The following is a 17,965-nucleotide window of genomic DNA, read 5'->3' on the forward strand; positions in this document are numbered from 1 at the left end:
GGAACGGTTCGCCACAAGTCGCGAACCGGGCCGCGTGACGCTCAACGGAGTCAAACACGTCATCTGCTCTCCCGCTAGTGGCTCAATGCAACATGCGTTGCAGATGTTCCAGGCCCCATGGTGCGAAGCGGAGTTGCACCGTCCAGGACAAGGGATTTCTCTTTTGCGGTCTCAACGGATGCGAATTGGAAGGGGTCTCGGCTGCGACCCGGCCGGATTTCCGATCATCGAGGAGGGCGAGGAATGAGGACGCTCCAGGCGACACCCCAGGGCGCCGCGGTGCCCGAGTCCCTGCGCCGGATCGGAAAGCTGGTGTCGCCGTACGGGCTTGTGTCCCGGCTCACCTGGCTGCCCGTCACCGAGGGGGAGCCGGATTTCGCGGTCTTCTCCGGATCGCTGGGCGACCCGGGAGCGGTTCTCGCCGCGCACGGGGAGTGGAAGCACGACGCCTCCTCGGGCAACTTCGACGGGGCAGGCGGAGCGCTGGACAGCGAGACGGCGGCGCACCTCGCGGCCGCCGAATCGTTGGAGCGGTACTCCTCGTGCGCCTGGTCCCCGCAGGACATGATCTGGGCGACCGCCGAGGAACTCGGCGACGACGCCATCCCGCCCTGGGAGTGGCCGAACCTCTCACCGGCCGAACTGGCCGACCCCCGCTGCGGTCTGGTGCCCACCGACCGGCGGATGCCGCTGCGCTGGGTCGAGGGCTGGTCCCTCGCCCGCGGCCGGAAGGTGTACGTACCGGCCGTCCAGGTCTATCTGAAGTGCTCACCGGAGTCGGCAGCCGAGCGCTACGTGCACCCGGTCTCCACAGGCTGCGCAACCCACGCCGACCCGCTGGCCGCCATAGCCAACGGTCTGATGGAAGTCGTCGAACGGGACTCCATTGCCCTGACATGGCTTCAGCGCCTCCGGCTGCCCCGGCTGGAGTTCGCACTCGACGATCTGGCCCCCGAGCACCGCGCGTTCGTCGAACGGGCGGCCAGCGAGAACATCCGCACCCTGCTCTTCGACGCCACGACGGACGTTGGCATCCCCGTCATCTACGGGGTGCAGCTCGCAGACCACGACCGCGATCTCGCCCAACTCGTCGTCGCCACCTGCGACACCGACCCGGGCAAGGCCATCGCCAAGCTGCACCGCGAGGCCGCCTCGCTGCGCATCGCGCTCCGCTCCCACGCGAGCCGGCACACGAACCCGGACGACCCGCAGGACATCGTCAGCGTGATCGGTGGCGCGCTCCTCGCCGGGAAGCCCGACCAGCGCCATCGGTTCGACTTCCTGCTGGAGGGCGAGCGCCCCGTGCGGGCCTTCGCCGACCTGCCGCGCCCCGCAGAGGGAGCGGAGGAGCTGCCATGGCTGCTGGAGCGGCTGTCCAAGGCCGGCTGCGAGGTCGTGGTCGTCGACATCACGACCGACGAGGCCCGCCAGGTGGGCGCGACCGTCGTACGGGTCATGGTGCCGCAGTTGATGCCGCTCTCCTTCGCCCACCGGGCCCGCTACCTCGCCCACCCCCGCCTTTATGAGGCTCCTCGCGCCATGGGCCACCCCGTGCGCGACGAGGACGGCATCAATCCCAATCCGCAGCCCTTCGCGTGAGGTGGGTCATGAATCGTCAACTGCTCGTACTCGCCTCAGGGGCGTTCGGCAAGGACGTCGCACGACGCCTGGAACACGGCTCCCGGGAGCGCGGACACGACATCACCCTGATGGAGATCGACGAGGGAACCCACCCGAGTCTGTGGCCCCGCGCCGACCTCATCATGTTGGCAACCTCCCATGAGCGGCCCCGGATCGACGAGGCGGCGGACCGGGCGGCCTTCGCCTGGGGCACTCCCTGGTTCGGGGTGCACACCACCGCCACCGAGGTGCTGTGCGGACCCGTGGTGGTCCCCGGCCGTACGGCCTGCCACCAGTGCTACGCGCGCCGCCGCAACCAGCACCGGCGGCCCGAGCACGGCTCCGCCGGCACGGGGGACCGCCATCCGACCGGCTACCCGGTCCACCACGTCGGCGTCGCCGCCGCCTTCGCCCGGCAAGCAGTCGAGGAGGCGCTGCGCACACCGGGCGACGAGGAGGCGATCGGCGGCACGGTGCGGAAGTTCGACCAGATCACCGGCGCCACCAGCAGGGCCTCCGTGATCGCGGTGGACCGATGCGCGCGCTGCCGCACCGCTGCCACGGGCGACGAACTGTGGCGCCGACTGGCCTCGATCAACGAAGGGCGGAAAGCGTGAGCGACCGATCCATGATGACGGCCGAAACCGTAGGCTCCGCCGCACGGTTCGACCCGCAGCTGCGCATCCCCCGGCGGCCGCGCCTGCGCCGGGGCCTCGTGGTCAGCGCCGAGGCCGACCAGGTGGTGGTGACCGGCCCGCCCAAGAAGCAGCTCTTCCGCGGCAGGTCCGCCACGCAGATGCTGCCCGGGCTGCTCGACCTGCTCGACGGAGAGCGCACCCATGACCGGCTCGCGGCGGAGCTCGGGCTGCCCGAAGAGGTCGTGTTCAAGGCACTCTCGCTGCTGTGGACCTGCGGCGTCGTCGAGGAGGGGCCGCCCGGGGGGCCGGAACGCGAAGCGGTCACCGACGTCGACGACCGCCTCGCTGATTACCTGTCCCGGGTGGGCAGCGCGACCGAGGTGAACCCCTGTTGGGAGGAGGCGGCGGCCCGGCTCCGTACCGCCGAGATCGAGATCTTCGGCGACCCGGCGCTCGCCGAGCTTCTGCGCGACGAGCTCACCGGTTCCATGCCGGTCACCCTGGGCACCGGCGACACCCCGGCTGAGTGGGCGACGCTCGCGGTCTGGGCCGATGCCGGAGGCGGCGGACAGGACGCCGCTCCCGGTACCGGCCGGCACACCCTCGCCGAGCACTGCTGGGACAAGGGCGTCCCGTTGCTGCGCCTGAGCGTGCGCGGCCGCCGTGCGGCCCTGGGCCCGTTGGTCGACCCCCGCACGACGCCGTGCCTGGACTGCCTGACCGCCGACGACGAGGACGACGACCGTACGGCCGTCGTCGGCGACCACGAGCTCGCCGCTGCCCTGTTCGCCCGCGACGTGTTCGCCGCGGTATCCCGGACGACCCCTACCCCGCTGCCGATGCGCTGGCGGCTTGTGGACCTGGAGACCCTCGGCCAGCGGGACACCTCCTCCGCGACCCGGCCCGGCTGTCCGCGCTGCTCCGTCGCCGAAGGGCCGGTCGTCGAACGCGCCGCGCCGGCGACACGCTTCGAGGCGTCAGTGGCCATGCCCCCGAAGGAGTTCGCCGACCTCAAGGCCCATCAGATGCACTACAAGCCCTCCAACCTGGCTCTGCAGCGCGTCTCCCGGACCTGGCCGGTTGCCCCCGCCGTCGAGCTCCCGCCGCCCGACCACGCCCGGCTCAACCGCGCCGACCGCGACGAGCCCCGGGACGCCGCGCGGCCCGGGACGGACATCCTGTCGCTGCTGCTCTCGGTCACCGCGGGCATCAGGGCCGACAACCCCGACAAGGTGGCCCGCTGGACGGCGAGCGGCGGCAACATCGGCTCGGTGACCGCGTACGCCGCCGTCCGCGACGTACCGGGCATCGCCCCCGGCGTCTACGGCTACGTCGCCTCGGGCCACCGGCTCGCGCGGCTGTCCTCCCGCGCCGACGCCGTGCCCGGTGACCGGCCGTTCAGCATCGTGCTGACCGGTGACTTCCCCAAGGTCGCCCGCAAGTACTCCGCCTTCGCCCTGCGGATCGTGCTGCTCGACAGCGGCTGTGCCCAGGCCACCGCCCGGGAAGCGGCCCATGCCCTCGGCGTCGGCTTCGCCCTGCGCCCCCGCTGGGACGACGACGCCATCGCGGCGGCCCTCGGCACCAACCCCGACATGGAACCGGTCACGGCCGTCATCGACCTGGGAGACGCCACATGAGCAGCCCGCACGACCTCGCGGCTGAACTCCTCACCGCCTTCCGGGCTCCCGCGGCCACGGGCACCGCCACCGCGCCGATGCCCGCACGACCCGCGCCCCAGCCGCCCGTACCCCTCGGACCGCCCGTCCGCTTCACCGCCCGGCAGCGGGACAGGGCGCCCCTGCTCACCGTGCTGGAGAAGCGCCGCTCCGTACGGTTCTTCGGCCCCGAACCCGTCGATGCCTCCCTCGTCGCCGACGTGGCCGCCCGAGGCATCGAGGCGGACCTCGCGTCCTGGCCGGACGAGGGGGAGCGGCTGCCGCTGCAGATCAACGTCGTCGCCTTCCGGCTCCGAGGCTTGGAGCCCGGCATGCACAGCCTCGACACCGGAAGCGGCACGGAGCGGTCCTACGTCCAGGTCGCACCGCTGCCGGAGGGCGAAGCCCTGCACGGGCTCACGATCCAGCGGGAGTTCTGCGACTCCGCCGCCATCATCTCCCTAGCCGCCGACCTCGACCGGGCGAGCGAACTGCACGGTGCCCACGGCTACCGGACGCTCATGACCCGTGCCGCGGCAGCCGCGTACACGATGTGGCTCGACGCCGTGGCCGTCGGTCTCGTCGGCACCGTATTCGCCGGGTTCATCCCCGCCTCCGTACGGCTGCCGCTGCGCAGCGACGGGGCCAGCCGGCACCAGCTCTTCGCCCTGGCCCTGGGCGGCGCACCCGTGCCGCCCCCCATACCTCCGGGGCCGACCGGCCACCGGTGATCCGAGAAACAACGCAACCGAAGGAAGTGATCCGATGACCGACGCCAGCGCGTGGGAGCTCGACCTCCACAGTGTCGACCTGGGCGACGAGGACCTGTCCATCGAGCAGATCCCCGAGGGCGTGGCGCTGGGCACCTTCAGCACCGCCTCCAGCGCGACCACGGCCAGCTGCCCGGTCAGCAGCGCCGGAAGCATCATGACCGCCAACTGCACGGGCTGAGCCCGGCGCACCCGGAAGAAAGGAAGCACACCATGTCTGAACTGGAGCTCTACGTCCTCGACGACATCCTCGAGGACTCCCTCGAGATGGAGACGCTGTCGGACGGCAACGCCCTCGCGTCGGTCTCCACCGCGGGATCGGCCAGCTCGGCCTCCTGCCCGGCGACCACCGCCTCCTCCTTCACCTCCTTCTCCAGCTACACCTGACCGGCCCGGAGGTGCCACCTCCGCCTCCGTTCCACCACACGTCCCACACAGAACCTCGTTCGAAGGGAAAACGATCAGTGGACACCAACGAGGACACATTCGACCTGTACGCCCTGGACGGCGAACTGTCCGTCGAGGAACTGCCGCAGGGCAACGCCCTCGGCTGCTGGTTCTCCGCCGCTTCGGCGTCGACCGCGTCCTGCCCGGCGACCTCGGCTTCCAGCCTCGGCAGCGCCTCGACGTTCGGCTGACCGCCCCCGCGCGGTCACGCCCCTCTCAGAAGGGACATCTCCTGTGAACGAGAACAGCACCGACAAGCTCATCGACCTCTACGCGATGGACGAGGAGCTCTTCGTGGAGGAACTGCCGCAGGGCAACGCCCTGGGCTCCTTCTCCAGCGCCACCTCGGCGAGCTCCTTCTCCTGTCCTGCCAGCTCGGCCAGCAGCGCCACCACGGCCTCCTGCGTCGGCTGACCCGTTCCGTCCCCTCCGGCCCTCCAGAGCCGGCACCCAAGAAGCAGAGAAGAGGTGACACCCCATGAACGAGCAGCACAACGACCCGTACGCGTTCGATCTGTACGCCCTGGACGGCGAACTGTCCGTCGAGGAGCTGCCGCAGGGCAACGCCCTGGGCTCCTTCTCCACGGCGACGTCCGCCGCGTGCGCGTCCTGCCCGGTCAGCTCGGCCAGCAGCGCCACCACGGCGTCGACGTACGGGTGACCGGTCCCGGCAGGCGGTGCCGCACTGGCTGACACCGTTTCAGCACCTGCCCGCCGGGCACGGTTCCTCCCTTCCAGCGGTGCCGTCACCGGCGCCGCTGGAAGGCGGCTTTCTCATTTCGCAGCATCCTGCAACGCAGGGCCCGGGGTCAACGGGTCGCGGCCGGTCGGCCCCGGGCGTCCAGGAGTACAGGAGAGGTAGACAGTGATCAGTTCGCCACCGAAGCTCCGAGACGAGCTGGAGGTCATCCGCGGGATGGACGACATCCCGCTGATCTTCGATCCGGTCACCGGGAACTACCATCGCATCACCCGCGCCGGCGAAGCGGTGCTCACCTATCTGGACGGCACCCGCTCCCGCGACGACCTCGTCGCCTTCTTCTCGCGTGCCGACCAGGTGCGCGCCGAAGCACTCTCCCGGCAGATCGACACCTTCCTGGCCGCCTTGGGCAGCAGCGGGCTCCTCGAGGGCTCCGAACTGCCCGACAAGCCCCAGGGCGGGGGCCGCGTCCGCACGTCCATGCTGATGCCGCGGATCATCCTGACCCGGTCTTTGCCACGCGTGCTCGAACCCCTGGCCGCCGTCCTGCGCGCCGTGCCGGCGAAACTGCTGGTACTGATCGTCGCACTCGGCGCGCTCGCGGGGTACGCGTTCGGCTTCCATACCCTCTTCACCGCGATGCCACCGCCGCAGGACTTGGCGGGGCCCGCGTTCCTGCTCGCCACCGGCGTGATGCTGCTGTACGTGCTGATGCACGAGACCGCCCACGCCCTGGTCGCCCAAATGCTCGGAACACCAGTCCGCGGACTGGGAGTCGCGCTGCTGTTCTACTTCATGCCGGTCGCCTACGTGGACCGCACGGACGCCTACCGCTTCCGGGGACGCGGCGGCCGAGTCGTCCTGGCCATGGCCGGCATCCTCAGTGACGGCTGGTTCTGCGCAGTGTCGGGCGCGGTCGCGTTGAATTCCGCCGGGCTGCTCAGGGACACGGCCGTGCTGCTGCTGGGGATGCAGCTCCTGATGCTGATCATCAACCTCAACCCGCTGATGCCCAGCGACGGTTACACGGCTCTCGAAGCGGCGAGCGGACTCACCAACGCCCGGGGGCGCGCGTTCGCGCTGCTGCGCCACACGGCCCGGCGCCAAGAGCTCCCCGCGCACCTCGCCAACCTCAGCAAGGCGGCCCGCCGCGGCCACATGGCGTACGGACTGTTCTCCGTGGCCTATGTCTGCCTCCTTGCCTACACCATGTTCCACGCGGTCCCGGTCACCGTGGACCTGGCCCTCTCGGCGGTGGGACGATGACCTCCTTCGTCATCTCCCCGGTCGTGCTGACCCGGGTGGCGGGCCTGCCTTCCGACGCACTCGACCTGGTCGCCCCGGCCACCCGCAAGCTGCTGGCCGAACACGCCGCCGCCGCGGAACGTCTGAGCGCCCTGGCGCCCGAGCTCACCGAGGTTCTCTTCGATCTCGTCCCCCGGCTCGACGACGATGTACCGCTGCGCCGCAAGGCCCTGGCCGCCAAGCGGTCGGTCAACCGGTTGGACCTGCTGCCCTGGGACGAAGACGTACGACGTCGCCTGGCCGAGCGCCTCCCGCCCGACGCGGCTTCCCTCCTGGACGTCTGGGTCCGTCTCGCCGGTGAACGGCAGGGGCTGCTGGAGCAGTTGGGTGCCCAGCTCGCCGAGGACCGGGACCAGGCTGTCCAAGCCCTGCACCAGAGCCTCGAACCGGGCGGGGACACCGTCGGCGGCGCGGGGAAGGGCGGCTTCGGCGCATCCCTGGCGATTGCCGCGCCGGACTGGATCCGCCACCGCGAACACAGGGCCCGGTCGACGAAAAAGCTGAAGACGCTGTACTCGTACGTCGCCCGCGCCGCCGTCAAGACGAGCCCCTTCTCCGGGCTGACCACCGTCGGTGAGGCCGGAGCGGCAGGACACGGCCGGGGGCGCAGCCGTACCTCCGCGACCACGGCTTACCTGGCGCTGCGCCGACTGGCACGCGACCCGTCGACGGCCGGCCTGCTGTGCTATCGCGTCGCGCCCGTGCGCCCTGGTACCCCTACCGAGCCGGCGGGGCTGCTGCTCCACAGCGAGGTGATCATCACCGAGGGTGTCGTCTGGCGCCATGACCGGGCGGTCGAGGCCGACTACGCCCTGCCCTCAATGGCCGGCCTGCGCTCCGGTGCCACGTTCGCCCAACTCCTTGCCGCCGTCGGCGGCGCCCGGCCCTTCACCCGGTTCGTCCGGCTGCTCGACGCCGGAGTCGTACAGCCCGTCCCGCCCTGGACCAGGGGCGAGGCGCCGTTTCTCGCTCTGGCCGCGCTGCTGGAGGACGACCTCACCGCCTCCCCGATCGGGCGCCGTGACCTGTCGCGGGCCCACAGCCTGGGTGACGGTGCGTGGCGGGAGGACGCCGAGGTACGGATCGCCGCCGCCTCGGAGCTCCGGGACCTCACCGGCGGCTGGAACGAGAACGGCGGCCGCGGCGAGCGCAAGCCCAGCGGGCTGGTCTACGAGGACCGGGAGACCGACTTGGGCCTGCCCGACCCGCTGACCGTGCCCGAGGTCCAGGCCGACCTCACAACACTGGGCGAGCGGATGCGGCCCTACCTCTTCCGGTCACACCTCTACGACTTCCTCCTGGAGCGCTTCACCGCAGAGTTCGGCGCCGGCGGTGTCTGCCGTGACCCGCTCGGCTTCCTGATGCGGCTCACCGTCGACCGGGACGCCAATCCGCCGCTCGAACGGGCGCTGTTCGCCGACATGGCGAGCCGAAGCGACCCGGCGGATCGTGCCTGGCTCCCGGTCGGGCCGACCAGCGCCCCGCCGAACGCCGGAGTCTTCTTCCAAATCGAGGCGGCGAGCCAGGCCGATGTCGAGGCGGGCCGCTACCGGCTCGTGGTCAACCAGTACGGGGCGGGTACCGGAGGGCTGTTCAGCCGCTTCGGCCGACTCCTCGGCGACGGCTTCCGCGACCGCCTCGCCGCGCACACCGAACGCTGCTGGCCCGGCGTGCCCTGCCGCGAGCTGGTGGTGTGGACCGACTGCAACACCGTGCAGTCCGAATGCGGCGGCCTCCTGCCGCCGTTGGTACTGCCGGGCGAGGTCGAGGCCGAGAACGGGCTCACCCTGGACGACACCGCGCTCGTCCACGACACCCGCGACGACACAGTCTCCCTCTTCGACCGGAACGGCGACCCCATCGGGCTGGCCTACCTGGGACTCATTCCGCAGCATCTGCTCCAGTCCTACGTCCGGCTGCTGGCGATACTCGCCGATCCGTGGGTCAACGGCTCGCCGCACTCCGACTACACGATGACGAAGGCGCACGAGCTCGGCCCGCTCTGCGGCGACGGCGTCACGGAACTGCCGCGCGTCACCGACGGCCCCGGGGACCGTCTCGTCACCCGCCGCGCCTCGTGGATCGTGCCGACCTCGGCGATCCCGCACCCGGACGGCGACGAGACTGCTCTCGCCGTCCGGCTCGACGCCTTCCGGCGCGCCCACGGCATCCCCGAGGAGGTCTTCGTGCACCAGCTCGGCGGCGCGGGCAACGCACTCGGTATGACGGCCGATCGGAAACCGATGTGGGTGTCCCTGGCTTCGCCGCTCTCCGTGGAGGTCCTGCACCACTGGCTCAGCCCGCAGACCAGCCACCTCCGGCTCGTGGAGGCACTTCCCGAGCGTTCCCTGCACGCCCAGCGTGACGCCCTCGGCCGCCCCCGAGTCACCGAGCACGTGGCCCTGCTTGCCTGGCCCGAGGAGAACCGATGATGCTGACACCGGACCGTACGGACCGAGTGGACCGGGGCGTGGAGTCCGACTGGTGGTACGTCCGCGCCTACCCCGGGCATCCGGATGCGATGGACGAGGCCACCAGGGTGCTGATCCCCTGGCTGGCCGCGCGGGCGTCCGAAGAGGCGGCGTCGGCATGGTTCTTCACCCGCTACTGGGACATGAGCGGTCATCACCTGCGGCTACGCCTCAAGTGCTCATCCGACGGGATCGACCGCATCCACGAACGCCTCCCCGAACTCGTCGAGTTGCTGCGTTCGCTCGACAGAACCGTCCCTGCGGAACGCCTCGTTCCAGGCTCGGTGCCGCAGGGACTGCCGATGGTCAAGCAGGCTCGTTGCTGCCTGTACGCGCCGGAACTCGCCAAGTACGGGGGAACGGGCGGGGTGGCCAGGGCGGAGGAGCTCTTCACGGCGTCCTGCCGCTGGTACGACGACCAGCGGATCGGCGCCCTGGCCCCGCTCTACGACCGGGCGGCCTTGGCCGTCTCGTACATGAGCGCGCTCGTACGGGCGGCGCTTCCCGCCCCCCAGGCGCGGACGGCGTTCTGGACCGCCCACCGCCGCCAATGGGGGCGGCAGTTGCGGATGGCGGCGCCCGCCCAGGAGGACCTGCGCGGCCTCCTCACCCGCGCGGCGAAGGGCGTCGAGGAGGCCGCGGTACGCCTCGACGGTCCCCTCCGGGAGAGCGCGGAGAGGCATGTCGAGACGGTGGTACGCACCCTCAACGCGGCGGCGGACGGAAACCCCGTACCGCGGGAGGAGTTGCTCCTCCACTACCTGCACATGGACCTCAACCGCTGGGGTTTCGTGCCGGCCGAGGAGAGCCTGCTCGGTGTGCTCGCGTCGGCGAACTAGCAGTCCTCCACTACTGGTTGCCCACCACGCATCCACTTGTCAACTTGGAAAGTGGATGCCATGATGGCACATCAGAGAGACAGCAGTTCGCACGGCGAGACCTCGGCGGTATCCGATGAGAGGCAGATGCGGAATGGCTGAACAAGGCCCGTCCTACGACGCGGTGATCCTGCTCGAGAACGTCACCAAGCATTACCCGGGCCCCCACGGGGACGTCGTCGCCCTGGCGGGCATCGACCTCTCCGTGCGGCCGGGGGAGATCTTCGGCCTGCTCGGCCCGAACGGAGCCGGCAAGACCACCACCATCGAGACCCTCGTCGGGCTGCGCCGCCCCACCGCAGGCGCAGTCCGCGTCCTCGGGTTCGACCCCGTCGCGCAGCGCGACGAGATCCGCAAGTACGTTGCGATCCAGCCGCAGCACGCTGCCGTGTTCGAGCAACAGACGGTGGCGGAACTCCTGCGGGTCTGGGCGTCCCTCTACCCCGACCCCGAGGACCCCGACGCCATCATCGAACGGATGGGCCTGTCGGCCTCGCGCGACGTCCGGGTGTCGAAGCTCTCCGGTGGACAGCGTCAGCGTCTGCTCGTTGGTACGGCACTCATCTCCCGCCCCCGTCTGCTGGTGCTCGACGAGCCGTCGACGGGCATGGACCCCAATGCGCGGCAGGAACTGTGGGAGGCGGTCCGCGCACACCGTGGATCCGGCGGCACCGTACTGCTGTCGACGCACTCCATGGAGGAGGCCGAAATGCTCTGCGACCGGGTCGCCGTGCTGCACAAGGGCACGGTCGCCGCCTGCGGAACCCCGCAGGACCTGATCAGCACCCACGCGCCCGAACGCGAGGTGCACTTCACCGTCCCGGCCGACACCGAGCTCGCACTGCTGCGGTCCGCCCCCGGGGTGTCCCACATCGAGAGCCACGGCTCCGGCGGCAACACCCGGGTCACGGTGCGGACCAGCGACTCCGATGCGGTGTTCGGCCTGCTCGCCGGCCCGCTCGGAGCCCGCCACATCCAGATCAAGGAAGCCGGCCTCGAGGCGGTCTTCCGCCTCCTCACCGGAGTCTCCTTCCATGAAGCCTCTGGCGGTGCACAAGCGCCTTCGGAGCACGACGGCACGCAGCCCAAAGAGTCGGAAGGTGTGATGGCTTGATGGCTTCGACCTCGCGTGAACTGGCCCTCTTGCACGCCCGGGAGCTCGTACGCGACCCCAAGTACTTCTATTTCGCGCTGTTCTTCCCCTTCGGGATGCTGGCCATCTTCCTCAGCCTCGGCCTGGCCATGCCGAAGGACGCCGATGCCCCCGACTTCCTTCAGCTGGTCTTCCCGATGGCCATCTTCCTGGCGGTGACCAGCGCGGCCCTGACTGTCACCGCGGGCCCACTGGCGAATCTGCGAACCAAGGGCACCCTCCGGCTCCTGGGCACCACACCCGTGGGACGAGCCCGCCTGATCTACACCCACATGGTCGCCAGGGTCCTCATGGTCACCGCCCAGGCGGCCGTCCTGCTCGTGCTGGCGGTCGCCCTCGGCAAGGTGGAGCCGGCCCGGCTCCCGGCCCTTTTCGGGATCGCCCTGCTCGGCCTCGCCATGTTCGGAGGCATCGGGTACCTGATCGGCGGCCGTCTGTCCTCGCCGGACGCCGCCACCAACGTCGGTACGCTCGTGCAGCTGGCGGCCCTGTTCCTGAGCGGCCTCGCGTTCCCCCTCGAGCTCATGCCCGACGCCGTCCGCACCACACTGAGCCTGCTGCCCACGTCCTTCTTCGCAGATCTCATGCTCACGCAGATGTCAGAGGGCGACCCGACCCATCCGGTGTGGCTGTCCGTCCTGGTCGTCGCCGTCACCACCGCCGTGGCCGTCGTCCTCGCCGTCCGCACTTTCAAGTGGGACCAGGGCGAAGCCGCGTAGGCACGGGCATGCGACCGTATCCTCCAGTCCTGTCCCGCAAGGAAGGCGCCATGATGGACAAGAAGGAAGCGCGGGAAGCCCTTGCTTCTGCCGACGCACTGGCTTCCCGGATGCGTGGGGGGAACCAGCGGCCCAGCCTCGTGGTGTTCCTCCTCGGCCTGGCGATGATGGTGATGACAGCCGTCTACGGACTGCTGATCGAGCCCTCCTCGCAGTACGCCGTTCCGGTCGTCCTGCTCATTCCCTTCTTCGCCCTCGTGATCTACACGGCGACACGTCCGGTGTTGGCCCGCCACTACCGGACCCTGTATGCCCTCACGACGACGGCAGGTGCGGCCCTCTACTCACTCACCGTCACCCTCGGCACGGTGTTCTTCTCCGGCGAACCGCTCTGGTGGGTACCGGGAGCTGTCCTGTGCGCCGTGCCCTTCTTCGTGATCGGTGTCCTCGACCGCAATGCGGCCCGCACCTCCGAGGGCAGGCCATGACGCATCCGCGCAAGTCCCTCGACACCGTCATTCACGCACCGGTGCGCTTCTCCATCGCCGCCGCGCTGGCATCGGTCGACGAAGCCGACTTCAAGACCCTTCGTGACACCATCGAGATCACGGATTCCGCCCTGTCCAAGCAGATCGCCCTCCTGGAGCAGGCCGAGTACGTGAAGGTCCGCAAAGCCTTCGTCGGCAAGCGCGCGCGTACCTGGCTCTCACTCACCGGCAAGGGACGTACGGCCTTCGCCCGCCACTTGACCGCCCTCCGTGAAATCGCCGCGTGGGAGCCTGAGCCGGTAGACGAACTTGGCGGCCCGTGAGTTCTTCTTCCCGGAGACTTCTCATCCCCAGTCAACCGCGGCTCGTCGAGCTTGCGGACCGGGTCGAAGTGCTCCAGGTCGAGGCGCTGTGCTGGTGCGGCGCACGGGCCACCCACAACGCCCGTACGGTGGGCGGGGTGATGGTCGTCGAAGGCGCCCAGGTCGTTGTCGGGGACGTCAACCAGTCGCCGGACGAGATCGGTTACGAGGTGCTGTGCCGGCGCCACCACCGGCGGCGGATGACGGCGGCCACCGCTCGTGCCGCCGCCCTCTCGCCGGACGTCCTGCCGGTGGAAGCCTAGCCAGGTCAGCGGGTGGCCGACCGTACGATCGTGAACACCGCGCCCTCCGGGTCCGCGACAATCGCGAGCCGGCCGCTGGATGCCTCGCGCGGCGGCTGCACCACATGCCCGCCGAGCCCCACCACGCGTTCCGCGGCCTCGTCGGGGTCCTCCACCTCGAAGTACGTCATCCAGTGCGTGCCCCGGTTACGGGGCAGGGCATGGCCGACGCCGTGCAGCGAAGCCACCGGGCGCCCCTCCAGGAGCAGCGTCACATAGTCCAGGTCCGCCGAGACGACCGCCTCCACCTCGTAGCCGAACACCGCTTGATAGAACTTGCCGACCGACGAGGTCTCCACGGTCAGCAGCTCGTTCCAGACAGGTGTGCCATGTGTGCCGTACACCGCGGTGCCGCCGTGGGCGCTCGCCTGCCAGATACCGAACACCGCGCCCGCCGGGTCGGTCACCACAGCCATCCGGCCTGCGTCCTCTGCGTCCAGCGGGCCGACTCCGACGGTGCCTCCACAACTCCTGATCGTCTCCGCCGTGGTGTCCGCGTCGTCGGTCGCCAGATAGGGCGTCCAGGCGATCGGCAGTTGCCGGTCGGCCGGAAGAATGCCGATACCGGCCACCTCCTTGCCGTCGATCAGCGCTCGGACATACGGGCCGAGCTGTTGCGGGCCGGGGGAGAACTCCCAGCCGAACAACTCGCCGTAAAAGGTCTGGGTCCTGTCAAGGCCATGCACCATCAAGCTCACCCAGCAGGGTGTGCCGGGCGTGTGCCGAGTCGCCTCGGTCATCGTCACTCTCTCCTCGGACCATCGTGGTGGCCGTGCGGGGGGACCGGGTACGCGCCGTTGTGCGGAACGGCCGCGCCCCGTGCAGATGGTTCCACCACCCGGCGTCCGGCGCGCCCCGGCCGCGCCGGAATTGGCGGGTTCCCGATGGAGGATGCCCGCTTTGGCATTTCCCATCCGTTTCCGCGGCGTTATCGTGCGGCCGGGCACTGCGCAAGGATGGCCCTTATGAACCCCATCATCTCCGCCACCGAACTCGCGAGCGAGCTGTCCTCGACCCGGCCTCCAGTGCTTCTGGACATCCGCTATCAGCTGGGCGGGCCGCACGGGCGGCCGGACTACGAGGCCGGGCACATCCCCGGAGCGGTCTTCGTCGACCTTGATGCGGAACTGGCCGGCCCGCCCGGCGCCGGGGGCCGTCACCCGCTGCCGGACCCGGAGGCCTTCGGCGCGGTGATGCGCCGGGCCGGCGTCTCGCCGGACACTCCGGTGGTCGCCTACGACGCCGACAAGGGCTGGGGCGCGGCACGCGCGTGGTGGCTGCTGCGCTGGACAGGGCACACGGACGTACGGGTTCTGGACGGCGGCCTCGCCGCGTGGACGGGCCCGCTGGAGACCAAGGTCCCCGAGCCCGACGAGGGCACCTTCAGGCCAGCACCGGGCGCGCTCGCGCTCCTGGACGCCGACGGTGCGGCTGCTCTGGCCCGCTCCGGCCTGCTGCTGGACGCCCGGGCTGCGGAGCGCTATCGCGGCGAGGTGGAGCCGATCGACCCGGTGGCGGGCCATATCCCCGGCGCGGTCTCGGCCCCGACATCGGAGAACGTCGACAAGGACGGCCGCTTCCTCCCGGCCGAGCAACTCGCTTCCCGCTTCGCTGCCTTCGGCGCGACGGCCGACTCCGGGGCCGTCGGCGTCTACTGCGGCTCGGGCGTCTCCGCCGCGCAAGAGGCCATCGCCCTGGAGATCGCGGGCTTCGAGCCCGCGCTGTACGCGGGCTCCTGGTCGGAGTGGTGCGGTGACCCGAACCGCCCGGTGGCAACGGGCCCTCAGCCGGGCTGACCCGCGCACGTGTACGCAAGGGGCCCGGCGCCAACCGCTCGCGCCGGGCCCCTTGCGTACCGCTACTCCTGCTTCTTGCGGCGCGTGCCGAAAACGATCTCGTCCCAGCTCGGCACCGCGGCCCTGCGGCCGGGGCGCACCCCGTCCGCCTCCGCCTGACGGTCGGTCGTCCCCGTCAGACGGTCGCGGTGACCCGCCACCGAGCGGGGCATCAGCACGTCCGCGTACGCCGAGCCCGCACCCGCCGACGCGGCCGGAGCCACCGGCTCCTCGGCCTCCGGCTCCTGGGCGGGCTCCGTCGGCGCCGGCTCCGGTGGTGCGGGCCGCTCCGGCACGACCATGTCGCCGCGGAAGCTCGGTACCGCCTCCAGCAGACTCGTCAGGGAGTCCCTCTCCCCGCCGCTCTCCTCCGGCTCGGCCGACGCAGCGGGCGCGGCCGGCCGGTCCATCTGGCGGTCGAGAGCCCGGTCCAGCGGCCGGTCCCGCGGCAGCCGCGCGATGCGCGGTACGAACGGAAAGCTCGGCTCCTGCGAGGAGGCGATCGTGTCGTCGGTCTCGCCGATCAGCGCGCGCGCCTCGTCGTCGACGGCCTGTACGAGCCGCCGCGGCGGGTCGTACGTCCAGCTCGCCGAGTGCGGCTCACCCGCGACCCGGTAGACCAGCAGGACCTCCCAGGTGCCGTCGTCGCGGCGCCAGGAGTCCCACAGCACGGTGTCCTTCTCGGCGCCGCGGAGCGTGAGGCGCTCCTGCACCGCCTCGCCGAGCTGCGGTCCGGTGTTCTCCCCGGGACGGCGTACGGGAGTCTTACGGGCCCGCTCCGCCATGAACGCGCGCTCGGCGAGCACGGGTCCCTCGAAGCGGCGCACGCGGTCCACCGGAATTCCGGCGAGCTGTGCGACCTCTTCCGCGGAGGCTCCGGCGCGTATACGTGCCTGGATGTCGCGGGGACGGAGGTGGCTCTCCACCTCGATCTCGATCTGGCCGAGGCGGGCGCGGTCATTGCGCACGGCGGCGCGCAGCCGCTCATCAATCGGAAGTGTGTATTCCGTGCTGTCCGCAGCTTTGAGCACCAGTCGTGTGCCGTCGTTGGAGACGGCCACGACACGCAGTTCGGGCATGGGGACCTCCCGGGTGGTGCCTGCCGACGTCACGTGCGTCGCTGCTTCCGCTAGTCGAGTGTGGCCTGCCCGGGTGCAGCCTGCCACAACCTTGCCGAGTTGCCCGGCGTGTCGGGCACAGGCCCTGGATCGCCGTTATGGCACGGTTACCTGTTTGCGACTCTGAGTGACTGGGCCGTCACTCTCTGCATCGGGTGCCCGTGCGGTGCCGCGGCGCCGCCGGATCGAGCGCCGCTTTCGGCCCCCTACCTGGGGTCCGAACGCCCATGAGGGAGGCCGGGCCCAGGGCTCGCCACAGTACTCCATTCGGGCCACGGGGGTGGACCGCCGCGCCGCCGAACTTCTCGCAGGGTAGGGGAGTTGGGCGTCTGCGACATGGGTGACCAGGTGTCCTGATTCACAGAATCTTCCCAAAGGGAACTATTCGCTTCGCTCGCATGTCCCTATCTGAACGGGCAGTTGGCCCTCAGTCGCCCAGGACCCGCCGCAGGTAGTCGTTGCCGAACAGCCGCTGCGGGTCCAGCCGGTCGCGCAGCGCGGTGAATTCACCGAATCGGGGATACACCTCGGCGAAGTACTCCGCGTCCCGCGTGTGCACCTTGCCCCAGTGCGGCCGCCCGCCGTGCGCGGTCATGATCCGCTCCACCGCGGTGAAGTACGCCTGGTACGGGGTGCCGCGGTAGAGATGCACGGCGATGTACGCGCTCTCCCGGCCCGATGCCGTGGACAGGGTGATGTCGTCCGCCGGGGCCGTACGTACCTCCACCGGGAAGCTGACCCGCAGCGACGAGCGGTCGATCATCGCCTTCACCTCGCGCAGCGCGCCGATCGCCGCCTCCCGCGGCAGCGCGTACTCCATCTCCAGGAACCGCACCCGGCGCGGAGATGTGAAGACCTTGTAGGGGATGTCGGTGTAGGTACGGGCCGAGAGGGCGCGGCTGGAGATCTTGGCGATCGTCGGGATGGTCACGGGGGCGGCCCGGCCGAGCGAAACGACCAGCTGGAAAACGCCGTTGGACAGCAGCTCGTCCTCGATCCAGGCGCTGATCTGCCCGGGAGGGGCGGCAGGGCCCGCGCTGCGATTGTTGCGCTTGGTGTTGCAGTTGCCCGTGTGCGGGAACCAGTAGAACTCGAAGTGCTCGTTCTCGGCGAAGAGCTGGTCGAACTCGGCCGTGACCCTGTCGAAGGCCATCGGCTCCTCACGAGCCGTCAGCAGGAAGACCGGCTCCACGGCGAAGGTGATCGCGGTGACGACGCCGAGCGCGCCGAGCCCGATCCGGGCCGCCGCGAAGACATCCGGATTCTCCTTCTCGGAGCAGGTCAGCAGCGAGCCGTCCGCGGTGACCAGCTCAAGTGCCCTGATCTGCGCGGCGATCGACGCCGAGTCGCGGCCGGTGCCATGGGTGCCGGTGGAGGTCGCGCCCGCGACGGTCTGATCCATGATGTCGCCCATGTTCGTGAGCGAAAGGCCCTCACGGGCTAGGGCCGCGTTCAGCCGCTTGAGCGGGGTGCCCGCCTCGACGGTCACGGTCATGGCCGT

The 17,965-nt window shown here is 70.5% G+C and carries 20 protein-coding genes and 1 pseudogene; 18 read left to right on the forward strand and 3 right to left on the reverse strand.

Translation table 11 applies throughout. From position 1 onward, the window contains the following. Positions 1-243 precede the first annotated feature (243 nt). From OOK40_RS33740 to OOK40_RS33820, 17 genes and pseudogenes are all read left to right on the forward strand, one after another. Positions 244-1,599, forward strand: coding sequence for a YcaO-like family protein (locus OOK40_RS33740; RefSeq protein WP_266489236.1), 1,356 nt, complete (start codon positions 244-246; stop codon positions 1,597-1,599). An 8-nt stretch (positions 1,600-1,607) separates the two neighbouring features. Then, entirely contained in the window at positions 1,608-2,237 is a 630-nt protein-coding gene (locus OOK40_RS33745) for a TOMM precursor leader peptide-binding protein (RefSeq protein ID WP_266489238.1), read from the forward strand. Then, positions 2,234-3,898, forward strand: a complete 1,665-nt coding sequence (locus tag OOK40_RS33750) for a hypothetical protein (protein ID WP_266489240.1) — start codon at positions 2,234-2,236, stop codon at positions 3,896-3,898. The genes OOK40_RS33745 and OOK40_RS33750 overlap by 4 nt, the downstream gene beginning before the upstream one ends. Then, a complete protein-coding gene (locus tag OOK40_RS33755) occupies positions 3,895-4,647 on the forward strand; it encodes a nitroreductase family protein (RefSeq protein WP_266489243.1) in 753 nt (250 codons plus the stop codon). The genes OOK40_RS33750 and OOK40_RS33755 overlap by 4 nt, the downstream gene beginning before the upstream one ends. 34 nt (positions 4,648-4,681) lie before the next feature. After that, positions 4,682-4,867, forward strand: a complete 186-nt coding sequence (locus OOK40_RS33760) for a thiocillin family RiPP (RefSeq protein ID WP_266489245.1) — start codon at positions 4,682-4,684, stop codon at positions 4,865-4,867. Between the two features lie 32 nt (positions 4,868-4,899). Continuing rightward, positions 4,900-5,073, forward strand: coding sequence for a thiocillin family RiPP (locus tag OOK40_RS33765; RefSeq protein ID WP_266489247.1), 174 nt, complete (start codon positions 4,900-4,902; stop codon positions 5,071-5,073). Between the two features lie 77 nt (positions 5,074-5,150). Further along, entirely contained in the window at positions 5,151-5,324 is a 174-nt protein-coding gene (locus tag OOK40_RS33770) for a thiocillin family RiPP (protein ID WP_266489249.1), read from the forward strand. Between the two features lie 43 nt (positions 5,325-5,367). Further along, complete coding sequence (locus OOK40_RS33775; protein WP_266489250.1) at positions 5,368-5,547, forward strand: thiocillin family RiPP; 180 nt, start codon at positions 5,368-5,370, stop codon at positions 5,545-5,547. Positions 5,548-5,611: 64 nt separating this feature from the next. Then, entirely contained in the window at positions 5,612-5,794 is a 183-nt protein-coding gene (locus OOK40_RS33780) for a thiocillin family RiPP (RefSeq protein ID WP_266489252.1), read from the forward strand. 204 nt (positions 5,795-5,998) lie between these two features. Next, positions 5,999-7,099, forward strand: coding sequence for a hypothetical protein (locus OOK40_RS33785; protein ID WP_266489255.1), 1,101 nt, complete (start codon positions 5,999-6,001; stop codon positions 7,097-7,099). Further along, complete coding sequence (locus OOK40_RS33790) at positions 7,096-9,570, forward strand: hypothetical protein (RefSeq protein ID WP_266489257.1); 2,475 nt, start codon at positions 7,096-7,098, stop codon at positions 9,568-9,570. The genes OOK40_RS33785 and OOK40_RS33790 overlap by 4 nt, the downstream gene beginning before the upstream one ends. Further along, positions 9,567-10,448, forward strand: a complete 882-nt coding sequence (locus tag OOK40_RS33795; RefSeq protein WP_266489260.1) for a lantibiotic dehydratase C-terminal domain-containing protein — start codon at positions 9,567-9,569, stop codon at positions 10,446-10,448. Before OOK40_RS33790 ends, OOK40_RS33795 begins: the two co-directional genes overlap by 4 nt. A 133-nt stretch (positions 10,449-10,581) precedes the next feature. Next, a complete protein-coding gene (locus tag OOK40_RS33800) occupies positions 10,582-11,601 on the forward strand; it encodes an ABC transporter ATP-binding protein (RefSeq protein WP_266489262.1) in 1,020 nt (339 codons plus the stop codon). After that, positions 11,601-12,359 (forward strand): ABC transporter permease, encoded by a 759-nt coding sequence (locus OOK40_RS33805; protein ID WP_266489264.1) that lies wholly within the window; start codon positions 11,601-11,603, stop codon positions 12,357-12,359. Before OOK40_RS33800 ends, OOK40_RS33805 begins: the two co-directional genes overlap by 1 nt. Before the next feature lie 50 nt (positions 12,360-12,409). Next, positions 12,410-12,847 (forward strand): hypothetical protein, encoded by a 438-nt coding sequence (locus tag OOK40_RS33810; RefSeq protein WP_266489266.1) that lies wholly within the window; start codon positions 12,410-12,412, stop codon positions 12,845-12,847. Then, positions 12,844-13,170, forward strand: coding sequence for a transcriptional regulator (locus OOK40_RS33815; RefSeq protein WP_266489267.1), 327 nt, complete (start codon positions 12,844-12,846; stop codon positions 13,168-13,170). The genes OOK40_RS33810 and OOK40_RS33815 overlap by 4 nt, the downstream gene beginning before the upstream one ends. Positions 13,171-13,208: 38 nt before the next feature. Further along, positions 13,209-13,472, forward strand: a pseudogene (locus tag OOK40_RS33820) (thymidine kinase); the annotation flags it as partial. Positions 13,473-13,477: 5 nt separating this feature from the next. On the opposite strand, the gene OOK40_RS33825 reads toward OOK40_RS33820, so the two are convergent. After that, complete coding sequence (locus OOK40_RS33825; RefSeq protein ID WP_266489268.1) at positions 13,478-14,251, reverse strand: VOC family protein; 774 nt, start codon at positions 14,249-14,251, stop codon at positions 13,478-13,480. 225 nt (positions 14,252-14,476) lie between these two features. Between OOK40_RS33825 and OOK40_RS33830 the strand changes: the two genes are divergently transcribed. Beyond that, positions 14,477-15,307, forward strand: coding sequence for a sulfurtransferase (locus OOK40_RS33830; protein WP_266489270.1), 831 nt, complete (start codon positions 14,477-14,479; stop codon positions 15,305-15,307). 62 nt (positions 15,308-15,369) lie between these two features. Here OOK40_RS33830 and sepH read toward each other — a convergent pair whose 3' ends face one another. Continuing rightward, positions 15,370-16,425 (reverse strand): septation protein SepH, encoded by a 1,056-nt coding sequence (gene sepH / locus OOK40_RS33835; protein WP_266489272.1) that lies wholly within the window; start codon positions 16,423-16,425, stop codon positions 15,370-15,372. A 466-nt stretch (positions 16,426-16,891) separates the two neighbouring features. After that, positions 16,892-17,965: D-arabinono-1,4-lactone oxidase (locus OOK40_RS33840; RefSeq protein ID WP_266489273.1), on the reverse strand; the 1,074-nt coding region annotated here is incomplete at its 5' end.

Source organism: Streptomyces sp. NBC_01481, from assembly GCF_026339995.1.
In the GTDB taxonomy this organism is placed as follows: Bacteria; Actinomycetota; Actinomycetes; order Streptomycetales; family Streptomycetaceae; genus Streptomyces.